A 20,320-nucleotide genomic window follows, 5' to 3' on the forward strand; every position below is an offset into this window, starting at 1 on the left:
GCGTCCCGACAGCGAGACGCGGACGCGTGCGAGCATCGTCACGACTCCATCTCCCGTTCGAGGTCACGGAGGCGTTCGACGCGCGTTTCGGTCGCGGGATGAGTGCTGAACAGCCGACCGATGAAGTCGCTCTTCAGCGGCACGATGAAGAACGCGTTCATCTCCGACTGCTCGCGGAGGTCCTCCTTCGGGACGCGGTCCATCCGGCCGTCGATCGTTAAAAGCGCCGACGCGAGCGCGGAGGGGTTGCCCGTGATGAGCGCGCCGCCCCGATCGGCTGCGAACTCGCGGTACCGCGAGAGCGCGCGGATCAGGAAAAAGGAGACGACCCACACGACCAGCGAGGCCACGATCGCGACGAGGAACCCCCCGCCCCCCTGTCGGTTCCGGCCGCCGCCGAACCAGAAGCCCATCCGGACGATCATGAACGCGACCGTCGAGAGGAACGACGCGATCGTCATCACCATCACGTCGCGGTTCTTCACGTGTGCGAGTTCGTGGGCGATCACGCCCTCTAGCTCGTTGCGATCGAGCGTCCCGAGGAGTCCGGTCGTGACGCAGACGGTCGCCTTCTTCTGCGAACGGCCGGCCGCGAAGGCGTTCGGCACGCGAGAGTCGGCGACGGCGACGGTCGGCTTCGGCAGGTCGGCCTGCTGGCTGAGCCGGGAGACCATCGCGTGCAAGTCGGGATACTCCTCCTCGGTGACTTCCTTCGCGCCCATACTGTAGAGCGCGAGTCTGTCGCTGAAGAAGAACTGCGCGAGGGCGAACGCGCCCATCAGCGGGAGGTAAATCAGCGATCGGGACCACACGAGCGCACCGACGAAGACCATATAGAGGGCGAAAAGCAGGAACATCGTCAGGACCATCCGGCCCCGGAGCCCCCAGTCAGGTTTCCAGTCCATACCCCGACTATGGCCTCGGGGTAATAAACCGTGTTGGGGAGGGGGACGGCGCGGGCGGCGGCCGTTCGTCGCGCTTAACCGCCTCCGTCGTCTACGGACGCCGATGAGTTCGGGTGACTTCTGTCCGCGGTGCGGGGATCCGGTTCCGGAGCGAGCGGAGCCGCTGCCCGGCGCGCCCCGCGAACGCGACGCTGTCCTCTGCGATGACTGTTACTTCGAGGACTTCGACCTCGTCGACGCGCCCGAGCGGCTCGAGGTCCGCGTCTGTTCGCAGTGCGGCGCGGTCTACGAAGGCAACCGCTGGGTCGACGTCGGCGCGCGCGACTACACCGACGTCGCCGTCGAACAGGTGACCGAGGCCCTCGGCGTCCACCTCAACGCGGAGAACGTCCGCTGGGGCGTCGAACCCGAGCAGGTCGACGAGAACACGATCCGAATGCACTGCACCTTCGGCGGCGTCGTCCGCGACACGTATCGGGAGGAGCGCGTGACGGTGCCGGTGCACATCTCGAAGCAGACGTGCCAGCGCTGCGGCCGCATCGCCGGCGGCTACTACGCGAGTATCGTTCAGATTCGGGCCGACGAGCGGAATCCCACTCCCGAGGAGGAACAGCGAGCCGTCGAGATCGCCGAGTCGTACGTCGCAAAACGCGAGGCCACCGGAGCCCGCGACGCGTTCATCACCGAGATCAAAGAGACCGACGACGGCACCGACATCAAGATCTCGACGAACCAACTCGGCGGCGGCGCCGCGAAACGGATCGTCCGGGCGCTCGGCGGGCACGTCGAGGAGTACCCGACGCTCGTGACCGAGGACAGCGACGGCAACGAGGTCTACCGGGTGACCTACGCCGTTCGGCTCCCGAAGTACACCCCCGGCGACGTCATCGACCTCGAGGACGGCGACGGGCCGGTGCTGGTCAGGAGCGTACGCGGGAACCTGAAAGGCGTCCGACTCGCGACCGGCGACCCGTACGAGGCCGACTTCGAGGAGGGCGAGACGCCGGAGGCGCGCCGCTTGGGGACAGTCGACGACGCGTCGGAGACGACGGTCGTGACGGTCGAAGACGAGTACGCGATCCAGGTGCTCGATCCGGAGACCTACGAGGCGAAGACGATCGCCCGTCCCTCGTACGTCGACGCCGACGCGCAGACGGTTCCCGTACTGAAGAGCCGCGCCGGACTACACGTGCTTCCTGCTCGCGCGGCTGCTGTCGGCGACGACCAGTAGCGACTCACCGACAGTGCGGATCGGCAGACGTCGAATCGATTGGAGTTAATCCGCCGCGTGTGACCGGCCGTGGCCCTCGCGCTCGGTGACCGAGATACCGTGCCGCGCGAGCGCCATCGAGAACGCGTCCGTCGAGCGACCCGCCCGCGACGCCGCCTGCGAGAGCGTCAGTGTTCCGTTCTGGTACAGGGTCATCGCCGTGTTCAGCCCGTGTGTGTACATTGCCGGACAGTAGGTACCACGATATCAGTGGTGTTAACTATTGTGTGAGATACCGTCCCAAACAGACACACATTGTCCGTGATGCCGGACGCATCTCCAATAATAGCAGATTATATATTTACTTTCTAAACCAAAATGGAAGTACATTATAGATACGTCTCGGAGTTCGAAAGGTTCCCTGACAGACACGACACCGAACGGGGATACAGTGAAAAATTCGCAAACGTTGCGCCGAACGATACGTCCGGCCCCCGCTCACGAACAGCGGACGGCGTTCGAATCGGCCGTCAGCGGCTCTCGCTGCGCGTCTCCGCGCGGTGCTCGGAGATGATCTGGTCGACCATCGAGGCCTTCCGCTCCTTCCGGCGCGATTCGGCGCGGCGCTCCCAGTCGTCGACGGCGGCCTCGACGTCGGACTCGCGGGCCACCGCGAGTTCGTCCACCTCTTGGATCGTGACGTCGTCGGCGGGGGCGACCGGGATTTCGTGCTCGAAGAGGATGCGGTCTGCGACCTCCGAGAGGTTGCCACCGGAGCGGAGGACCACGCGCGGGTCGACGGCGGCGAGTCGCTCGGCCGTCGAGCGGCCGGCGCCGGAGGCGTCGCGGAGGTAGACGACGTCGCCGGCGGCGAGGCCGTACTCCTCGTCGGCCGTCTCGATGGCGTCTCGGGTGAACTGGTCGATCACCTTCACCGAGACGAGGTCGCCGTCGGTGTCGACGTCGGCGAAGTTCGAGTGATCGAGTTTCCAGAGCCGCTTGAGCCGTTCGAGCTTCTCATCGAGCGCCTCGTTTTCGCCCTCCAGCGTCTCGACCCGCCGTTCGAGCCGGTCGTTCTCGCGTTCGAACCGCTTGACCTCCCGCCGCTCTCTGGCCTTCCGGCGCTCTTCGCGCTTCGCTTCCGAGAGCTTCGTCTCGTACTCCTCGATCGTTTCTTCGCGGTCGTCTATCGTCTCGTTCAGGTCCTCGACGTGCGACTCCAAGCGCTCGACTCGGGTCTCCAGCCGCCGGATCCGCTTTTCGTCCTCGGAGAGTTCGCGCTCCTCGTGTTCGGGCTCGGCTTCCTCGTGGGGCTCGTCGTCTTCGAGCTCGCGGAGGACGGCCTCGACGGACTCCTCGCCGGCGACGACCCGGGAGATCACCTCGCCGCGTTCTACGTCCGGCGGCACCTTCTGTGAGATCCGATCGAACTGGTCCTCGTGGTCGTCGAGGGCGAAGAGCGCCGCCGCGAGCGCGTCGCGCTGGTGGTCGTTCTCGTAGGCCGCGTCGCGCGTGCGATGGAGCTTCTCGTCGACCGGGAGGTCCGAGTTCGGCGTCCAGCCCGCGGCGTCGAAGCTCCGGCGGAACTTCTCGACGGTCTCGGGCATCGGCGTCACGTCTGCGGCGACGACGATCGGCCGCCCGCGCTCGATGAGCCACTCAATCACCGCGGCGGTGTCGGCCGTCCGCGTCGAGTAGACGTCGAGGACGCGCCCGTCGAGACCGACGACGGCGGCGGCGGTCGTCGTCCCCGGATCGATGCCGACGACGACGTGGTCGCGGCGCTTGACGATCGGCTCGAACTCGATGCCGTCGTGGCGCTCGCGCTCGATCTCGATCCGCGTGTCTCCGGAGCGACCGCGCGAGACGGGGATCTCCGACGGCGGCGCTTCGACGGTGAACACCGCGTTCGCGTAGCCGCCGTACTTCTCGGTCACGTCGGTCTCGAACGCCAAGTTCGCCTGTCGCAGTCGCTTTTTCACCTCGCGGGCGCGGCGCTTGACGGAGCCGTGGATCCGCCGGGTGTACCGGTCCTGACTCCAGCCGCCCTTCCCGGTCGAGCGCCCGCGGGAGACCTTCACGGTCGTGGTGTCGCCGAACGCGGACACCTCGTGGCCGACGTTCGCCGCCGCGAGCCGAGCGGCGGCCTCGGCCTCCTTCATCGGCTTTTTCCCATATGGCACGCCGTGTCGGGAGGCGACCCGCGAGAGCGGCTCCGGTCGCTCCGCGCCGGTCACCTGCACCAGCGTCGTCTCCGCCGGGAGCGCCCGGAGGAAGCGGACGAGATCGTCCTTGTCGGCCGCCAGCTCGTACATATTGTCGGTCGCCAGCATCGCCGGCTCCTCGCGGTCGAGCAGTCGGCGAAGCTTCCGGTGAGAGACGACGTCGCGATCGAGGTTCTCGCCGTCGAACGCGACGAGGGCGTACGAGGGCGCATCGCCGCGGACGTCCCCGCTCTGGATGTCCACGCCGAAGACGAGAGTGTCGAGGGCGCTCGTCCGGTCGTTCACACCGGCGTTAGGTCGCGTGCGGATATATATTCCACGCCGGGGGCGCTCACCAGACGTACCGGAAGAGCAGCCAGAACGTGACGTAGGCGCCGCTCGTCGAGAGAACGGGCACGAGGTTCTGCATCAGGATCACGCGCCCGGTGGTCGCCGGGTCGAAGAGGTCGGCCGCGCTGGGGATGTCCGCGGGGTCTTCCTCGCCGAGCGCCGGCGCCTCCTCGCCGGGCTCTTCGGCGGCGAGCGCCCCCACGGAGACGTTCGGCTCTTCGCCGCCGTGAATGCTCTCGGAGAGCGTCGTGGTCCGGGTCGCCCGTCCCCAGCCCAGGCCGACGATCGACATCGTCGCGATGATGACGAACGAGGCGGGAATGCCGATCGCCGAGAGGCCGATCACGATGCCGGACGAGACGATGGCGACGACGATGGCCGCCGTCAGCGGCAGCGCGGTGAGGTCGTTGCCGAGCGTGTCGAGCGTCCGGCGGGCGATCGTGAGCGCGCCGACCGCGACAGCGCCGGAGCCGAGAAGCAGCAGCAGGTTCAGCTCGACGCCGGCGCCGTACAGCGGCGCGATCGCGTTCGCGATGTTCGAGGTGCCCGAGGAGAACGCCATCAGACAGCTGATCGCGACGAGCGTCACGGTCCCGAAGAACTCCCGGCGGGTCGTGTTCGGCCCCGGCCGCGGGAGCGGAACCGCCCCCGACCGGTCCAGTTCGACGAGCGCGCCCTCGCTGCTCGTGATCGCGATCCAGCGGTTGATCGTCGGGTAGACGTACCGGCCGATCATCACCGACACCCAGAACCCGACGAGCGGGGCGACGATCCACCAGACGGCGATCTCTCCCATCACGGCCCAGTTCAATTCGCCGGTCGCGACTCCCAGTCCGGCGATCGACCCGACGGCGGTCATCGACGTCGACGCCGGCACGCCGACGTAGTTCCCGATGAAGAGCGCGCCGCCGATGAAAAACAGGACGACGATACTCGTCTCGACGGTGAAGACGCCGGGATCGTAGACGAGTTCGCGTCCGAGCGTGTCCACGACCCGCCGGCCGATCGTCCACGCGCCGACGAAGAAGAACACGGCCATCAGCGTCCCGGCGAGGGCCTTCGAGATGATGCCCGCGCCCACAGCCGGGCCGAAGGCTGGCCCGGTCGTCGACCCGCCGATGTTGAACCCGACGAACAGGGCGACCGCGAGACCGACGACGATCAGTATTTCGACCATCAGTAGAGTGCCTGTATACGATACGCCGCCGACGTTCGATCGCGCTCAGCCATCCGAGAGAGCCGAAGTAAGCCGTTCATGTTGACTGGTCCCGTGTCGGTTCCGCGACGTCCGATTCGTCCTCCGCAGTGTCCGGAGAGTCCCCCCCGGCGTCCGACTCGTCCTCTGTGGCGTCCGATTCGTCCTCCGCGGCGTCTGGGGAGTCCTCCGCGGCCGCACTCGCCTCTTCGATGAGTTCGTCTCTGCTCGGCCGCCGCTCGATCCGCTCGTTGACCTCTTCGAGCTGGTCGATGATCGAGTCGATATCCGTCGAGAGCGCCTCCTCGACGTTCTCGGTGACCTCTTTGGTCACCTTCTGTTCGACGCTCTCTGTGACCTCTCTGGTCACTTTCTCGCCGACGTCCTCGCTCACCTTCTTGGCGACTTTCTCCTCGACGTCTTCGCTCACCCGCTGGGCGACCTTCTCCTCGACTCCTTCGCTCACCCGCTGGGCGACTTTCTCCTCGACGTCCTCGCTGACGTCCTCGGACACCTTCGCGGTGACGTCTTCGGAGACCTTCTCCGTCACGTCCTCGGACACTTTCGCCGTGACGTCTTCGGAGACTTTCTCCGTCACGTCCTCGGACACTTTCGCCGTGACGTCTTCGGAGACCTTCTCTGTCACGTCCTCGGACACCTTTTCGCCGACGCTCTCGGTCACTTCCTCCGTGATCGTCTCTTCGATCTGCTCTGAGACCTCTTCTGTCATCCACTCTGGATCGAATCGTGACATCTTCCACGCGACGTGGATGACGTACGAGACCAGCGCACCCAGACCGAACGCGATACCGATTCCGGTCCCGACGGTCGCGATGAGCACGATCGCGAGAAAGAGCAGCACACCGTACGCGAAATCGACGGTGAAATCGATCTGGTTTGGTTTCATCTATGTGGGCTAACGAGGGCGGGGGTCTTTTGCCCGTTGATGACGCGCCGAGCGATCCGTCCCAAACGCCGTGTTGGCAACGACGGGCCACTCACGCCGACCCGTCGTCCGGATACGGCACCTCGAGTGTCCGCCCGTCGTCGGGGACGAATACGCACTCGGGGTCGCCCGCGAACGCCTGCCGCGCCTCGCGCTCGATGGGCGAGGCGTCGACGGCGTACCGCGAGGAGATGTGGACGAGCGCGAGTCGCTTCGCCCCGGCGCGGTTCGCAATTTCCGCGGCCTCTCGCCCCGTTGAATGCCCCGTCTGGCGCGCGCGGTCGGCCCACTCCGTCGCGAACGTGGCGTCGTGGACGAGCAGGTCCGGCTTCTCGATGGCCTCGACCGTCGCGTCGACGGGACGAGTATCGCCCGTGTAGACGAATCGCCGGCCGGGTCGGGGATCACCCACGACCTGTTCGGGGCGGACGACCGTTCCCTCCTCGAGCTCGACGGCCTCGCCGTCGTGGAGCCTGCCGAACTTCGGCCCGACCGGCACGCCCAGTTCCTCGGCCTTCCCGCGGTCGAACCGCCCCCGTCTGTCCGCCTCCACGAGCGCGTACCCGATCGAGCTGACGGTCCGGTGTTCGGTCTCGAACGCCCGAACCTCGTAATCGTCGCCGTCGAGCGCGACGGCACCCGGCCGGACTTCGCGGACAGTCAGGGGGAACCCCGGCCGGTAACCGCCGGCCTCGACGAGCCCCTTCAGGTGATGCTTCGATCCCGGCGGCCCGTGAATCGAAAGCGGCTCCTCGCGGTCGTTGAAATCCAGCGTCTGGATCAGTCCGGGAATCCCGAGGACGTGATCGCCGTGGAGGTGCGTGACGAACAGATGCGAGACCGAGAAGCCGGTGCCGAACCGCATCATCTGGCGCTGGGTGCCCTCGCCGCAGTCGAAGAGCAGCCGCTCGCCCTCGCGTTCGACGAGCAGCGCACTCGGTCCTCGCTCGGTCGTCGGTACGGCCCCGCCGGTTCCGAGGAACGTCACGCGCATCGACATACACTCGTTTCGAGGCCCCCGGGGTAAACCCGTATCGGAACGGCGACCCTTTTTCCCTGCCGCCGAGCGAGTGTGGCGTATGGTGCAGCGCGGAGCCGACGGAGGCGACCAAGCCCACAGAAGCAGCCGGGGTGACCAAGCCCACAGAAGCGGCCGGGGTGACCAATCCGACCGAGGCCCCCGAAGCGACCGGTGGTGGGACAGCGCACTCACCGACGCCGACGACCCCGTCGTCGCCGCGACCGCCCTCGCCGTTCTCGGGGCGGGCCTCGGCTCGCTGTTCGGCGTTCCGATCCTCTCTGCGGTCAATTTCTGGGTCGTCTTCGCGGTCGGATACGCCGTCGTCGTGCCGCTCGCCTCACTGCTCCGCGGGAGGCGCGGGAGCGAGAGGGGCGACAGCCGGAGAGAGCGGACCGGACAGCGCGAGGAGCGCGTAAACGTCGAAACGCCTCGAGACGACGACGTCGACGCCGCTCTCTCTCGGCTGCGCGACCGCTACGCCCGCGGAGACCTCTCCGAGGCGCAGTTCGAGCGGAAGCTGGAGGTACTGCTCGAGACCGACACGCCGGAGAACGCCCGAGAGCGCGTCCGCCGCGGACGCGAGACGGAAGAGGGCGACGAGACGCGAGACAGAGAAACAGCGAGAGACGCCGGGTGTCGCTGACGCCGCTCGCGGAGGGAGAGTTTCTTACCCTCCCGCCGACTACCCGATGGCAATGGACGCCCCCCTGTGGACGGAGAAGCACGCGCCGTCGCTCTCGGAGCTGCCCCAGCCCGAGGCCCGAACGCGCCTCTCGCGCACCGTCGACGAACCGATGAACCTCGTCGTGCAGGGTCCGCCCGGCGTCGGGAAGACGGCCGCCGTCCGCGCGCTCGCCCGCGAGACGCACGACGACCCCGACGCGGACCTCGTCGAGATCAACGTCGCCGACTTCTTCGACCGGAGCAAAAAGGAGATCCGCGAGGACCCGCGGTTCTCGCGATTTCTGCAGGGACAGACCGAGTTCTCGAAGCAGTACCGCCGCGGCGGGAAGGGGAACAAGTACAAGCGGGAGTGGTCCAAGCGTGACATGATCTCGCACGTGATGCAGGAGCTCTCCTCGTACCAGCCCGCCTCGGGGGCGTACAAGACGGTCCTCTTGGACAACGCCGAGACGATCCGCGAGGACTTCCAGCAGGCGCTCCGCCGCGTGATGGAGCAGTACCACCGGAGCACCCAGTTCGTGATCGCGACCCGACAGCCCTCGAAGCTCATCGCGCCGATCCGCTCGCGGTGTTTCCCGGTCCCGGTCCGCGCGCCGACGACCGAGGAAACGGAGGCGGTCCTCGCGGACGTCGCCGCCGCCGAGGGCGTCGACGCCGAGTCGATGGCGCTGAACCTCGTCGCCTCGAAGGCCGGCGGCGACCTCCGATACGCCGTTCTCGCCGCGCAACACGCCGCCGTCGAGGGTGACGGCGAGATCACGGTCGAATCGGCGCAGGAGGCGCTCTCTGCGGCCGGTCACGACGACGCGCTGAAGTCGGTCCTCGATTCGGCCGCCGGCGGCGAGATCCGCGACGCCAGAAAGCAGCTCACCGCGCTCATCGACGACGAGGGGTTCGGCGGCCAGGAACTGCTCTCGGAGCTGCTCCGCGTCGCCGACACCTACCCCGAGGAGTTCGGCGAGGCGAACCTCGTGCGCCTGCACCGACTCGCCGGGGCCGTCGACCTCGACCTCGCGGAGGGCAACGACGGCCGGCTCCACCTCACGCACCTGTTGGCCGCGTGGGCCGGCGGGCAATCGGAGCTCGACGGGGAGGCGTTCGCCTGACCGATGCGGTTTGCCCCCGGCGTTCGGCGCTTTGCGATCCCGGCGTTCGCAGCGGCGGCGGTTCTCGCACTCGTCGCCCCCCCGCTCGCGGTCGTTGCGCTCGCGGCCGGCGGCTTCGTCGCGTGGTTCTTCCGCGACCCCGACCGGCGGCCGACCGGGCCGGGCGTCGTCTCGCCCGCCGACGGCCGCGTATCCGTCGTCCGCGAGGAGGCCGATCAGCTCCGCGTGGGCGTGTTCATGAACGTGACCGACGTCCACGTGAACCGCGCGCCGTTCGACGGCCGGGTCGAGCGCGTCACGCACCGCCCCGGCAAACACCTGCCGGCGTTCTCGAAGGAATCCGAGCGCAACGAGCGCGTCGACGTCGACGTCGCGACCGACGAGGGGCCCGCCGAACTCTCGTTCATCGCCGGCGCGTTCGCCCGCCGCATCCACCCCTACGTCGCCGCCGGCGACGACCTCGAACGCGCCCAGCGGGTCGGACACATCGACTTCGGCTCCCGCGCCGACGTGCTCCTCCCGCCGGCCTACGAGCGCGCCGACCTCCTGATCGAGGCGGGCGACCGCGTCCGCGCCGGCGAGTCAATCGTCGCCGCGAAAGAGCGATAACGCCCCGGAGAGACAGCGCGTACGATGCTGCCCACCACACTCCAGTCGGTCCGGCCGGCAGCGGTGCTGTACCCGCTGGGAGTCTGGCTCGTGATGGCGGTCGTCGCCGTGCTGAACGGCGCGTTCAGAGAGGTATTCATCATCCCGCGGACCGGCGAGTACGCCGGGCACGTCCTCAGCACTGGGCTGCTGGTCGCGGCGATCCTCGCGATCTCGGGGCTGTTTTTCGCGGTCACGCCTATCGAGTACGGCCGCGCGGAGCTTTTCGCCGTCGGCGTCGGCTGGACCGTTCTCACGGTCGGCTTCGAGTTCCTCGTCGGCTATCTCGAGGGGACGCCGGCGAGCGAGACGCTGGCGCAGTACGACGTCCTCTCGGGACAGGTGTGGATCTTCGTCCCGCTGACGCTGCTTCTGGCGCCGCTGGTGTTCGGGTGGCTCCTCGCCGAGTGACGCCGGACCTCTGCCGGATCGAAAGGTCCTGAGCGGCGCTCGCTACTCTCGACGCAGCGCCGCCTACTCCCGACGCAACACGTGAACATGGCGCACCAGTGACCCGTGGACGCGGCGCTCGAATCGGGCCTCGACCGCCAAGCCCGCCTCGCGGGCCTCGGCTTCCCAAGACCGGTCCGCGACGAGGACGCAGGAGGGCGCGAGCCGCGAGGCCTCCGCGAGCGCGCCCCCGACGAGGTCCGACAGCCGGTGGCCGGCGATCTTCGACTGGCGGCCGTAGGGCGCGTCGAAGACGACCGCGTCGGCGGCGTCCTCGACGAACGGGAGTTCCGTGGCGTCGCCGCGGACGACGTCCCAGCGGGCGTCGTCGGGGTCTGAGAGGTAGTGCGCGAGGTTCTCGGTCGCGCCGCGCGCCATCTTCCACTGCGCGTCGGATCCTAAGGCGCGCGCGCCGGCGAGGCCGGCCTCGACCAGTAGGCCGCCCGTACCGCACATCGGATCCAGCACGGTCGCGTCCGGGAGCGACGGGCCGGCGGCGAGGTTGACGTACGCGCGGGCGTCCATCGGGGCCATACTCCCCGGCTGGAAGAAGGGGCGGTCCGTCGGGGCGCGCGAGCCGAACGACGCGTCGCGTTCGGCGACGGTCCACCCGACGAGACAGACGTCCTCGGAGAAACAGACCCGGAGCTCGTGGTCCGGGTCGTCGAGGTCGACCGCGAACCCCCGCTCGACGAGGACGCTCCCGAGTTCGCGCTCGGCCTCGGCGGTGCTCACGTCGGCCGTCGAGCGGACGTTCCGCGCCCGGACCGCGACGGTCCCCGCCCGGTCGATCGACGCCGCCGTCAGCAGAGCGACCGCGTTCGACACCGCGGCCTCGGTTCGGCCGACGAGTTCGGAGGCTCGGCGGGTGTACGCGAGCGTCGGGACGCGATCAGCGCGGATACCCCGGGCGGTGGCGAGTCCCGGGGCGACGCGCGTGAGCGCCGACGCGGCGGCGCGCTCGGCCTCCAGCGCGGCGAGCGACTCGTCGTCCGCCGCCCCGGCGAACTCCAGATAGTACACGCTCGATGCTCGCCCGCCCCGCCAATCAGCGTGTCGGATCGCCGTTCCGATCGATCAGCGGCGGCTCGAATGATCGCCATTCGGAGCGGTCAGCGGCGGCTCGAACGACCGCCGTTCGGAGCACTCGTCGGCCGATCGGGCGATCGACGGCCCGGGCGCTCGGAACAGCGATCGAGTGACGGGCGGGCCGTCGATCCGCGCACCAATCTTTTTAAACCTTAAATACGACGTTTAAGTCGTTATATGAGCGACCCCAAGGACACGATCAACATCGAAAACGTCGTCGCCTCCACCGGGATCGGTCAGGAACTCGATCTCCAGAGCGTCGCGATGGACCTCGAGGGCGCCGACTACGACCCCGAGCAGTTCCCCGGTCTCGTCTACCGGACGCAAGAGCCCAAGTCGGCCGCGCTCATCTTCCGCTCGGGGAAGATCGTCTGCACCGGCGCGAAGTCGACCGACGACGTCCACGAGAGCCTCCACATCGTCTTTCAGAAGCTCCGCGACCTCCAGATCCCCGTCGACGACGACCCCGAGATCACGGTGCAGAACATCGTCACCTCCGCCGATCTCGGCCGCAATCTCAATCTCAACGCCATCGCCATCGGGCTCGGTCTGGAGAACATCGAGTACGAGCCCGAGCAGTTCCCCGGCCTCGTCTACCGCCTCGACGAGCCCTCGGTGGTCGCGCTGCTCTTCGGCTCCGGGAAGCTCGTCATCACCGGCGGCAAGGAGCCCGACGACGCCCGCGAGGCCGTCGACGTGATCGTGTCCCGCCTGAGCGACCTCGGCCTGCTCGACGCGTGAGCGCGCGCGTCGACGACCCCCAGTTGCTTCCCTGATGCTCGTCACGCTCCAGTCGGCCGCCACGGAACGCGCGCTCGCGATCGCCGGCACGTTCGCCTCCTTCGCTATCTTCCTGTCGGTCACGGCACACATCGCCGCCAGAAACGTGCTCGGCGACGTGCCCGTCCGCAGCGCGTTCCTCGTCGGCCCGGTCCCGGCGGCGATCAGCGTCCTGGTCGCGACGTTCGCCGTCGACAACACCCCCGTGCTGTTCGCGGGGCTCGCCGTCGCGCTCGCGCTTGACGGGGTCGCCGTGCGGTACGTCTACGGCGAGTCGACCGGGCTGTCGGCGTACATCACGCTCATTCACTTCGTCGTCAGCGTGATCCTCGGGACCGTCGTCTTCGGGGTCCTCGCGCTCGCGACGAGCGCGCCGGGGTGACGCCCCCGGCTCACTCGACGAGCCGCTCGATCTCGGTGACGAGGATCCCCGAGGCCCCGACGGCCTTCAGGTCGTTGACGACCTCGAAGACATCGCGCTCGTCGACGACGACGTGCACGGCGACGGTGTCGTCGCCGGCGACGTCCATTACCGTCGGGCCGCCGAGCCCGGGGATGACCTCGCGGACGTCGCCGAGTCGGTCCCGCGGGACGTTCATCATCACGTAGCGTTTGTTCTCGGCGGCCAGCACCGACTCGAAGGCGGTCACCAGCTGGTCGACCTTCGGGTCGTCGGCGTGGTCTGGGTGAGCGTAGAGCCGAACGGACGAGGAGAGCACCTCGTCGATCACGGCGAGGTGGTTCATCCGCAGCGTCGTCCCCGTCGAGGTGATGTCGACGATGGCGTCGGCCATCTCGACGTGCGGCGTCAGTTCGGTCGCGCCGGTCACCTCGACGACGTCCGCGTCGATGTCGTTCTCCCGGAGGTACTCGCGGGCGATCCGGGGGAACTCGGTCGCCACGCTCCCCCCGACGAGGTCCGTCGGATCGGAGATGTCGCCGTCCTCGGGCGCGGCGAGGACGAGCCGACAGCGGCCGAACTCCAGGTCGACGAGTTCGACCAAGTCGCGGCCGGACTCGACGACCTGATCTCGACCGGTGATGCCGACCTCGGCGGCCCCGTCCCAGACGTACTCGGGGATGTCGGCGGCGCGAGCGAACAGGACGCTCACGTCTGGGTCGACGGTGTCCGCGTAGAGCTTTCGGTCCGCGGCGCTCTCGATGTGGAGACCGGCCCGTTCGAGGAGGTCGACGCTCGGATCGTGCAGGCGGCCCTTGTTGGGCACGGCGATTCGCATACCGGAACCTCACGCGCCCGCGACGTACCACTTTCGCTCGCACTCGGCGTCGGATCCCCATCGAGATCGGAGGCGTGTCGGGCGGCCTCCGAGGCACAACGATCATAGGCGCGGGCGTCGATTCGCCGGTATGACTCGCGACGCCGACGAGGAAAGCACCTCAGACGAGGGCGACGCGCGCGCCGACGGGCGAGCGCGCAGCGCGGCCGTCTCCCGCGAGACCGCCGAGACGACCATCGACGTGACGCTGGCGATCGACGGCGACGGCGACGGCGCGATCGAGACGGGGATCGGCTTCTACGACCACATGCTCGAGGCGTTCGCGAAGCACGGCCTGTTCGATCTGACGGTCCGCTGCGACGGGGACCTCGAGATCGACGACCACCACACCGTCGAGGACGTCGCGATCGTCCTCGGAGAGGCGTTCGACGAGGCGCTGGGCGACAAGCGCGGCATCGTCCGCTACGCCGACCGGAAGGTCCCGCTGGACGAGGCCGTCGCGGGCGTCGTCGTCGACGTGAGCGGCCGGCCGCACTTCGGCTTCGCGGGCGAGTTCTCACAGGAGCGGATCGGCAGATTCACGAGCGATATGGCGCGGCACTTCGCGTACTCGCTGGCGATGAACGCCGGCCTGACGCTGCACGTCGAGGTCGACGGCGTCAACGCGCACCACGAGGTCGAGGCGCTGTTCAAGGCGCTGGCCCGCGCGCTCGACGACGCCACGCGCGTCGACCCGCGCCGGAGCGACACGCCGAGCACCAAAGAGACGCTGTAGCGCGGCTCCCGGATCGTCCCGTCAGTACGCTCTCGTCGCGCGGAGCGAACATATTCGTCCGAACGCTCCTGCGTGCACGACCAGTAGCTCCGCTGATGCGGTTTCGCTGCCGACACTGTGACGTGCGGGCGGACAACACCGCGGCGATCAGCGCGCACGTCGTCGAAGAGCACGGCCGTCCCGGGTTCGGCTGGAGTATCGTCCGGATCCCGGAACGTCCGATCGAGCGGCCGGTCACGTGGCTCTCGAACCTCCCGGTTCGGATCCGCGCTCGCTACGGTTCTCGTTCGCGCTGAAACGCCCGCCACCGCGCGGTGAACATGTTCCCGGTAAAGACGATACCCCCGTCCCAGAAAGCAGGGCGTATGCCGACCGGATCGGGACAACTCGCACTCACTGCCGTTATGGGATTGTTTCTACTGGCCGTCGTCGCGTGGATCGCGCGCGTCGAATCGTGGCGTTCCTACACGCCCGCGGGGGGTGTCGGCGAGTCCGGGGCCGCCCACGGGCACGCCGAAAAGCCCGGCGGGCTGCTTCGGTGGTTGACGACGGTCGATCACAAGGACATCGGACTGCTGTATGGGGTGTTCGCCGTGATCTCCTTCGCGTGGGGCGGTATCGCGGTCGTGCTGATGCGGACGGAGCTCCTGACGCCGCCGGTCGACCTGCTCGGCGAGGCCACGTACAACGCGCTTATGACGACCCACGGGATCACGATGCTCTTTCTGTTCGGGACGCCGATGCTCGCGGCGTTCTCGAACTACCTGATCCCGCTTTTGATCGGCGCTGACGACATGGCGTTCCCGCGGATCAACGCCATCGCCTTCTGGCTGCTCCCGCCGGGAGCGCTCCTGATCTGGGCCGGGGTCATCCTCGATCCGCTCGGCGTCGGCGTCGAGGGCGCACAGACCGCGTGGACGTTGTACGCACCGCTGTCCATCCAGCAGGCGAACCCCGGAATCGACCTGATGCTGCTCGGGTTGCACCTCACGGGCGTCTCCGCGACGATGGGCGCGGTCAACTTCGTCGTCACCATCTTCACCGAGCGCGGCGAGGAGGTCTCGTGGGCGAACCTCGACATCTTCTCGTGGACGGTGCTCGTCCAGTCCGGGCAGATCCTCTTTGCGTTCCCGCTTCTGGGCAGCGCGATCGTGATGTTACTCTTCGATCGCAACTTCGGCACGACGTTCTTCACCGGCGAGGGCGGCGCGATGCTGTGGCAGCACCTGTTCTGGTTCTTCGGTCACCCCGAGGTCTACATCCTCGTACTGCCGCCGATGGGACTGATCAGCTATATTCTGCCGCGGTTTTCGGGGCGTCGGCTGTTCGGATTCAAGTTCGTCGTCTACTCGACGCTCGCCCTCGGCGTGCTCTCGTTCGGCGTGTGGGCGCACCACATGTTCGCGACCGGGATGGATCCCCGGCTCCGCGCCTCGTTCATGGCCGTCTCGATCGCGATCGCGATTCCCAGCGCCGTGAAGACGTTCAACTGGATCACGACGATGTGGGGCGGCCGGATCCGGCTGACGACGCCGATGCTCTTCTGCGTCGGGTTCGTCGCCAACTTCATCATCGGCGGCGTCACCGGCGTGTTCGAGGCCTCGGTCCCGATCGACCTGATCCTCCACGACACGTACCACGTCATCGCGCACTTCCACTACGTCATCATGGGCGGCATCGCGTTCGCGGTCTTCGCGGCGATCTATTACTGGTTCCCGTTGGTCACGGGGCGGTGGTACCAGCGGACACTCGGCAAGTGGCATTTCTGGCTCACGATGATCGGGACCAACCTGACGTTCTTCCCGATGGTCTTCCTCGGCTACGGCGGGATGCCCCGACGGTACGCCGGCTACGACCTCACTGTCGGTCCCGTCGGGTACTTCACGGACCTCCACCAGCTAGCGACGCTCGGGGTGTTCGTCCTCACGGTCGGCCAGTTGATCTTCGTGTGGAACCTCGTCTCCTCGTGGGTCGAGGGCAAGGAGATCGACGGCGCCGATCCGTGGAACCTCGAGCGCGACGGGCTGCTGACTAACGAGTGGCAGTGGCTCGAAGACACGCGTCGGGGTCAGCAGACGGCGGTCGTTGACGGAGGAACCGAGGTATCTCCCGAGTCCGAGACCAAACCGCCCGCGGACGCGAAGAACGACGGGGCCGAGGGGGAATCGACCACCCGCTAGTCGACGTACAGCGAGTAGAGGATCACCGCGAATCCGACCGTGGCAAACAGGCTTTCGACCACGAGCGCGACGCTGGGTTCGAGCGGTGAGAACTGGTCGACGACGCCGGCGAGCAGTCCGCCGAGCGTGACGACGCCGAATCCGACGGTCAGCGCTCGGAGGGCCGGAGAGCCGGTCCGTCGATACGCCCGAAGCGCGTAGAACGTGATCAACCCGCCCAACGCGAGGGTGATCGTCTTCAGTCCGACGGCCACCGGCGTCACGCTCACTCGGATTCACCCCACGTCGAGACGGGTCTGACGGCGCTGCACATTACACCGAGAGTAGTCGGTAGTCGGTGCTGGGCGTATTGCCGAATATGTTCGTCCGGGAGAGCGGGAGCGGCACAACAGCGCGAACCTCTCCTTCGCAGACACTCGCCGTTCCCGGTTCGGTTCCGACCCGTCGGATTCGGATCAGTCGGGTCTCTCGAGCGTACCGCCGTCGTCCGCGAGCAGGCCGCGGTCAGTCGCGTACTCGAGGATGCGCTCGACGTGCGAGGGATCGAGGTCGTAGGCGCTCGCGGCGAGGTCGACGATCGTGTCCCGATCGACCGGAAACTCGCGGTTCCCGAGCAGTCGCATCACCGTCCTGAAGTCCTCGGGCTCCCCCTCGGTCGGCGTGTCCGCCCCCGCATCGGCCACGTCGGCGGCGCCCGTCCCCACGTCGACCGCCTCAGCCTCCGGCCCTGCGTCGGCCACATGATCCTCCGCCCCTACGTCGGCCGCTTCTCTCACCGACCCCGCGTCAGCGGCGTCAGCCTCCGACCCCGCGCCGGCAACATCGTCCCCGGTAGCGGCCGCGTCCGCCCCGACATCGGCCGAGTCGGGGTCGGGATCCGCCGATGAATTCGCGTCCCGAACACCGTTCGTCGCCTGATCAATCGTCTCCTCGGACACCGTATCGCCGGTCGGCGACCCGTCAGTCGGCCCTTCCGCGGGAGCGGGTCCGCCCGCCTGTCGCCCGCCCGAGAGCGGGTCGAGGTCGTCGATCGCGGCGGCGCCCTCGTCCGCGTCCGCGTCACTCTCGTCAACGGCGTCCGCGTCACTCTCGTCAACGGCGTCCGCGTCATCCCCATCAACGGCGTCCGCGTCATCCTCGTCAACGGCGTCCGCGCCGGACGTCGCGCTGCGGTCCGAATCGATGTCCGGTGCGACAGACGGATTCTCCGAGCGCGACGGCGACGTCGCGGCGTCCGTCGGCCCGGCCGCGGAACGCGACTCGCCGCTCGCATCGACGCCCAGCCGCGCGAGAAGGGGGTCAAGCACCGCTTCCAACGTTTCGAGGCAGTCCGCACAGAGAACGATCCGCCGCTGTTCGGCCTCCGTCGGCGACAGTTCCGGCGGGAGGACCTCGTAGACGCCCGCGGCCGCGCCGCCGCAGAAGTCACAGCTCCGGAGTTGGCGCATCGGCATACGGCGTTCTTCGCGGGAACGCTGATAAAACCACGCGACCGGCCCGCCGCTCACCCCTACTGGGTCGGCCCGCCCCGCTCGATCCATTCGGTGAGGCTGCCCTCGTAGAAACCGACGTCCTCGTAGCCGAGCGACCGCAGGACGACGTAGGTGTGGCTGATGCGCCGCGCGGTGTTGCAGTAGAGGATCACGCGCGCGTCGGGCCTCACGCCGACGTCGGCGAGGACGGCGGCGAGTTCGTCGGCGGGCTTCAGTCCCCGGGTCTCGTCGTCGACGAGTTCCCGCCAGTCGAGGTTGACCGCGCCGGGGAGGTGCCCCTCCGCGAACTCTCGGTCCTCCCGGGTGTCGACGATGGTGACGTCGGGGTCGTCGAGCGCTCCCAGAACGGTCTCGTAGTCGACGAGCGGCGAGCGCTCCGGCTCTCGAACCGCGTACGACGTCTCCGTCGGCGACGGCGAGTCGGTAGTCGTCTCCCGGGATCGGTTCCACGCGCTGTAGTCGCCGTCGAGCAGGTGGAGGCGCTCCGGCGGGTGACCGTACAGCTCCGCCGTCACGAGAAAGCGAGCGGCGAAGACGCCGTGGGTGTCGTCGTAAGCGACGAGGTCGTCGTCGGGGTCAACGCCGGCCGCGGACAGGAGCGACTCCCACGTCTCCGCGCCCGGGAGCATCCCCTCGTCGCCGGTCTCGCTGCGGAACGACTCGAACGGCACGTTCACCGCGCCCGGCACGTGACCGATACCCTCGAACTCCCAGGCGTCGCGGACGTCGATCACCCGCACCTCGTCGAGGCGCTCGGCCACCCAATCGGCCGAGACGACGACGTTCTCGTACATATGTCGACGTACGTCCGGAACGCCTTCAACGTAGCCGAAGCGTCCGCGCTCGCCCGGTGTCGGAGAAAGAGGAAATTATTTCCTCATTGAGCGTCTCGGAACCGACGACAGGTGCCCGTTTGTGCGGCCTCTCCAGTCCGGATGCTGTCAGTGGCCACAGATGCGGCAATATTTTCTGGATGGCGGGAGGATGGGCAGTACACGCCGTTGCTGTCAGGATTATACGGGGAGGGTGCATAGAGGGAGACGCAATGACAGACGACGGTTACGCCAAAGACGTGCTCGTCTCCCCCGAGTGGGTGGAAGAGCGCCTCGACGAGTTCGACAGCGACGACCCCGCGTATCGACTGGTGGAAGTCGACGTCGACACGGAAGCGTACGACGACGGCCACGCGCCCGGCGCGATCGGGTTCAACTGGGAGAGCCAGCTTCAGGACCAGACAAACCGCGACATTCTCGATAAGGAGGACTTCGAGGCCCTCCTCGGAAGCCACGGTATCTCCGAGGACTCGACGGTCGTGCTGTACGGCGACAACTCCAACTGGTTCGCCGCCTACACCTACTGGCAGTTCAAGTACTACGGCCACGAGGACGTCCGCCTCCTGAACGGCGGCCGCGACTACTGGCTCGACAACGACTACCCGACCACGGACGAGGTCCCCGATTTCTCGGCCGTCGACTACACCGCGAGGGGACCGTTCGAGTCTATCCGCGCGTACCGCGACGACGTTGACCACGCCGTCGACGAGGGGCTCCCGCTCGTGGACGTCCGCTCGCCCGAGGAGTTCTCCGGCGAGATCCTCGCCCCGCCGGGACTGCAGGAGACGGCCCAGCGCGGCGGCCACGTCCCCGGCGCACAGAACATCTCGTGGGCGGCTACCGTCAACGACGACGGGACGTTCAAATCCGCCGAAGAGCTCCGAGAGCTGTACGCCGAGAAGGGTATCGACGGCTCGGAGACCACCGTCGCCTACTGCCGGATCGGCGAGCGCTCCTCGATCGCGTGGTTCGCGCTCCACGAGCTACTCGGCTACGACGAGGTCGTCAACTACGACGGCTCTTGGACCGAGTGGGGCAACCTCGTCGGCGCGCCGATCGAGACCGGCGACGCCGAGTAATCCCGTTCTGCGGTCGCCTTCTGCTGTTTTTGCTCCTTGTGTCCCCCTGACGCCTCCGGGAGAGAACGGACGGGCCCGCGCTCGGGCGGCAACGACGTCGACGCCGGCCGAGCCGGATCCCGAGTACGCCGCG

At 67.9% G+C, this 20,320-nt stretch carries 22 protein-coding genes; 11 read left to right on the forward strand and 11 right to left on the reverse strand.

The window, feature by feature from the left end:
- Nucleotides 1-38 precede the first annotated feature (38 nt).
- A complete protein-coding gene (gene htpX / locus ACT3HL_RS11355) occupies nt 39-905 on the reverse strand; it encodes a zinc metalloprotease HtpX (RefSeq protein ID WP_445086948.1) in 867 nt (288 codons plus the stop codon).
- A 103-nt stretch (nt 906-1,008) separates the two neighbouring features.
- Here htpX and ACT3HL_RS11360 point away from each other — a divergent pair, with 103 nt between their 5' ends.
- The gene (locus ACT3HL_RS11360) at nt 1,009-2,136 is read left to right on the forward strand and encodes an NMD3-related protein (protein WP_445086949.1); all 1,128 of its coding nucleotides are present in this window, start codon (nt 1,009-1,011) and stop codon (nt 2,134-2,136) included.
- Nucleotides 2,137-2,181: 45 nt separating this feature from the next.
- Here the strand turns inward: ACT3HL_RS11360 and ACT3HL_RS11365 are convergent, their stop codons facing one another.
- The 5 genes from ACT3HL_RS11365 to rnz form a co-directional block, all read right to left on the reverse strand.
- The gene (locus tag ACT3HL_RS11365) at nt 2,182-2,358 is read right to left on the reverse strand and encodes a UPF0175 family protein (RefSeq protein WP_445086950.1); all 177 of its coding nucleotides are present in this window, start codon (nt 2,356-2,358) and stop codon (nt 2,182-2,184) included.
- Between the two features lie 287 nt (nt 2,359-2,645).
- Nucleotides 2,646-4,625, reverse strand: coding sequence for a DUF460 domain-containing protein (locus tag ACT3HL_RS11370; RefSeq protein WP_445086951.1), 1,980 nt, complete (start codon nt 4,623-4,625; stop codon nt 2,646-2,648).
- Between the two features lie 46 nt (nt 4,626-4,671).
- Nucleotides 4,672-5,847, reverse strand: a complete 1,176-nt coding sequence (locus tag ACT3HL_RS11375; RefSeq protein WP_445086952.1) for an inorganic phosphate transporter — start codon at nt 5,845-5,847, stop codon at nt 4,672-4,674.
- A gap of 76 nt (nt 5,848-5,923) precedes the next feature.
- Entirely contained in the window at nt 5,924-6,772 is an 849-nt protein-coding gene (locus ACT3HL_RS11380) for a hypothetical protein (RefSeq protein ID WP_445086953.1), read from the reverse strand.
- A gap of 91 nt (nt 6,773-6,863) precedes the next feature.
- A complete protein-coding gene (gene rnz / locus ACT3HL_RS11385; protein ID WP_445087046.1) occupies nt 6,864-7,805 on the reverse strand; it encodes a ribonuclease Z in 942 nt (313 codons plus the stop codon).
- A gap of 85 nt (nt 7,806-7,890) precedes the next feature.
- On the opposite strand from rnz, the gene ACT3HL_RS11390 reads away from it, so the two are divergent.
- The 4 genes from ACT3HL_RS11390 to ACT3HL_RS11405 are packed head-to-tail and all read left to right on the forward strand — an operon-like array spanning nt 7,891 to nt 10,681.
- Nucleotides 7,891-8,475 (forward strand): SHOCT domain-containing protein, encoded by a 585-nt coding sequence (locus tag ACT3HL_RS11390; protein ID WP_445086954.1) that lies wholly within the window; start codon nt 7,891-7,893, stop codon nt 8,473-8,475.
- A gap of 52 nt (nt 8,476-8,527) precedes the next feature.
- Complete coding sequence (locus tag ACT3HL_RS11395; RefSeq protein ID WP_445086955.1) at nt 8,528-9,622, forward strand: AAA family ATPase; 1,095 nt, start codon at nt 8,528-8,530, stop codon at nt 9,620-9,622.
- A gap of 3 nt (nt 9,623-9,625) precedes the next feature.
- On the forward strand, nt 9,626-10,231 hold the full coding sequence (locus tag ACT3HL_RS11400) for a protein sorting system archaetidylserine decarboxylase (RefSeq protein ID WP_445086956.1): 606 nt from the start codon (nt 9,626-9,628) through the stop codon (nt 10,229-10,231).
- 24 nt (nt 10,232-10,255) lie between these two features.
- Nucleotides 10,256-10,681 carry a hypothetical protein gene (locus ACT3HL_RS11405; RefSeq protein WP_445086957.1) on the forward strand — a complete coding sequence of 142 codons (426 nt, stop codon included), beginning with the start codon at nt 10,256-10,258 and terminating at the stop codon, nt 10,679-10,681.
- Between the two features lie 63 nt (nt 10,682-10,744).
- On the opposite strand, the gene ACT3HL_RS11410 is transcribed toward ACT3HL_RS11405, so the two are convergent.
- Nucleotides 10,745-11,734, reverse strand: a complete 990-nt coding sequence (locus ACT3HL_RS11410) for a methyltransferase domain-containing protein (protein ID WP_445087047.1) — start codon at nt 11,732-11,734, stop codon at nt 10,745-10,747.
- A 252-nt stretch (nt 11,735-11,986) separates the two neighbouring features.
- On the opposite strand from ACT3HL_RS11410, the gene ACT3HL_RS11415 reads away from it, so the two are divergent.
- Both ACT3HL_RS11415 and ACT3HL_RS11420 read left to right on the forward strand, forming a co-directional pair.
- Nucleotides 11,987-12,550, forward strand: coding sequence for a TATA-box-binding protein (locus ACT3HL_RS11415; RefSeq protein WP_445086958.1), 564 nt, complete (start codon nt 11,987-11,989; stop codon nt 12,548-12,550).
- Nucleotides 12,551-12,584: 34 nt separating this feature from the next.
- Entirely contained in the window at nt 12,585-12,971 is a 387-nt protein-coding gene (locus ACT3HL_RS11420; protein ID WP_445086959.1) for a DUF7473 family protein, read from the forward strand.
- 10 nt (nt 12,972-12,981) lie between these two features.
- Here the strand turns inward: ACT3HL_RS11420 and hisG are convergent, their stop codons facing one another.
- Nucleotides 12,982-13,827 carry an ATP phosphoribosyltransferase gene (hisG, locus tag ACT3HL_RS11425; RefSeq protein WP_445086960.1) on the reverse strand — a complete coding sequence of 282 codons (846 nt, stop codon included), beginning with the start codon at nt 13,825-13,827 and terminating at the stop codon, nt 12,982-12,984.
- A gap of 130 nt (nt 13,828-13,957) precedes the next feature.
- Here hisG and hisB point away from each other — a divergent pair, with 130 nt between their 5' ends.
- From hisB to ACT3HL_RS11440, 3 genes are all read left to right on the forward strand, one after another.
- Nucleotides 13,958-14,602, forward strand: a complete 645-nt coding sequence (gene hisB, locus ACT3HL_RS11430; RefSeq protein WP_445086961.1) for an imidazoleglycerol-phosphate dehydratase HisB — start codon at nt 13,958-13,960, stop codon at nt 14,600-14,602.
- A 95-nt stretch (nt 14,603-14,697) separates the two neighbouring features.
- Entirely contained in the window at nt 14,698-14,898 is a 201-nt protein-coding gene (locus tag ACT3HL_RS11435; RefSeq protein WP_445086962.1) for a hypothetical protein, read from the forward strand.
- 108 nt (nt 14,899-15,006) lie between these two features.
- On the forward strand, nt 15,007-16,782 hold the full coding sequence (locus tag ACT3HL_RS11440; RefSeq protein WP_445087048.1) for a cbb3-type cytochrome c oxidase subunit I: 1,776 nt from the start codon (nt 15,007-15,009) through the stop codon (nt 16,780-16,782).
- On the opposite strand, the gene ACT3HL_RS11445 is transcribed toward ACT3HL_RS11440, so the two are convergent.
- From ACT3HL_RS11445 to ACT3HL_RS11455, 3 genes are all read right to left on the reverse strand, one after another.
- Nucleotides 16,779-17,051 carry a DUF7521 family protein gene (locus tag ACT3HL_RS11445; RefSeq protein ID WP_445086963.1) on the reverse strand — a complete coding sequence of 91 codons (273 nt, stop codon included), beginning with the start codon at nt 17,049-17,051 and terminating at the stop codon, nt 16,779-16,781. The genes ACT3HL_RS11440 and ACT3HL_RS11445 overlap by 4 nt on opposite strands.
- 186 nt (nt 17,052-17,237) lie before the next feature.
- Nucleotides 17,238-18,236, reverse strand: a complete 999-nt coding sequence (locus ACT3HL_RS11450; RefSeq protein WP_445086964.1) for a hypothetical protein — start codon at nt 18,234-18,236, stop codon at nt 17,238-17,240.
- 56 nt (nt 18,237-18,292) lie between these two features.
- Nucleotides 18,293-19,069 (reverse strand): rhodanese-like domain-containing protein, encoded by a 777-nt coding sequence (locus ACT3HL_RS11455; RefSeq protein WP_445086965.1) that lies wholly within the window; start codon nt 19,067-19,069, stop codon nt 18,293-18,295.
- 251 nt (nt 19,070-19,320) lie between these two features.
- Here ACT3HL_RS11455 and ACT3HL_RS11460 point away from each other — a divergent pair, with 251 nt between their 5' ends.
- Entirely contained in the window at nt 19,321-20,187 is an 867-nt protein-coding gene (locus tag ACT3HL_RS11460; protein WP_445086966.1) for a rhodanese-like domain-containing protein, read from the forward strand.
- The last annotated feature ends 133 nt before the right edge of the window (nt 20,188-20,320 follow it).

The organism is Halobellus sp. GM3 (assembly GCF_052545375.1).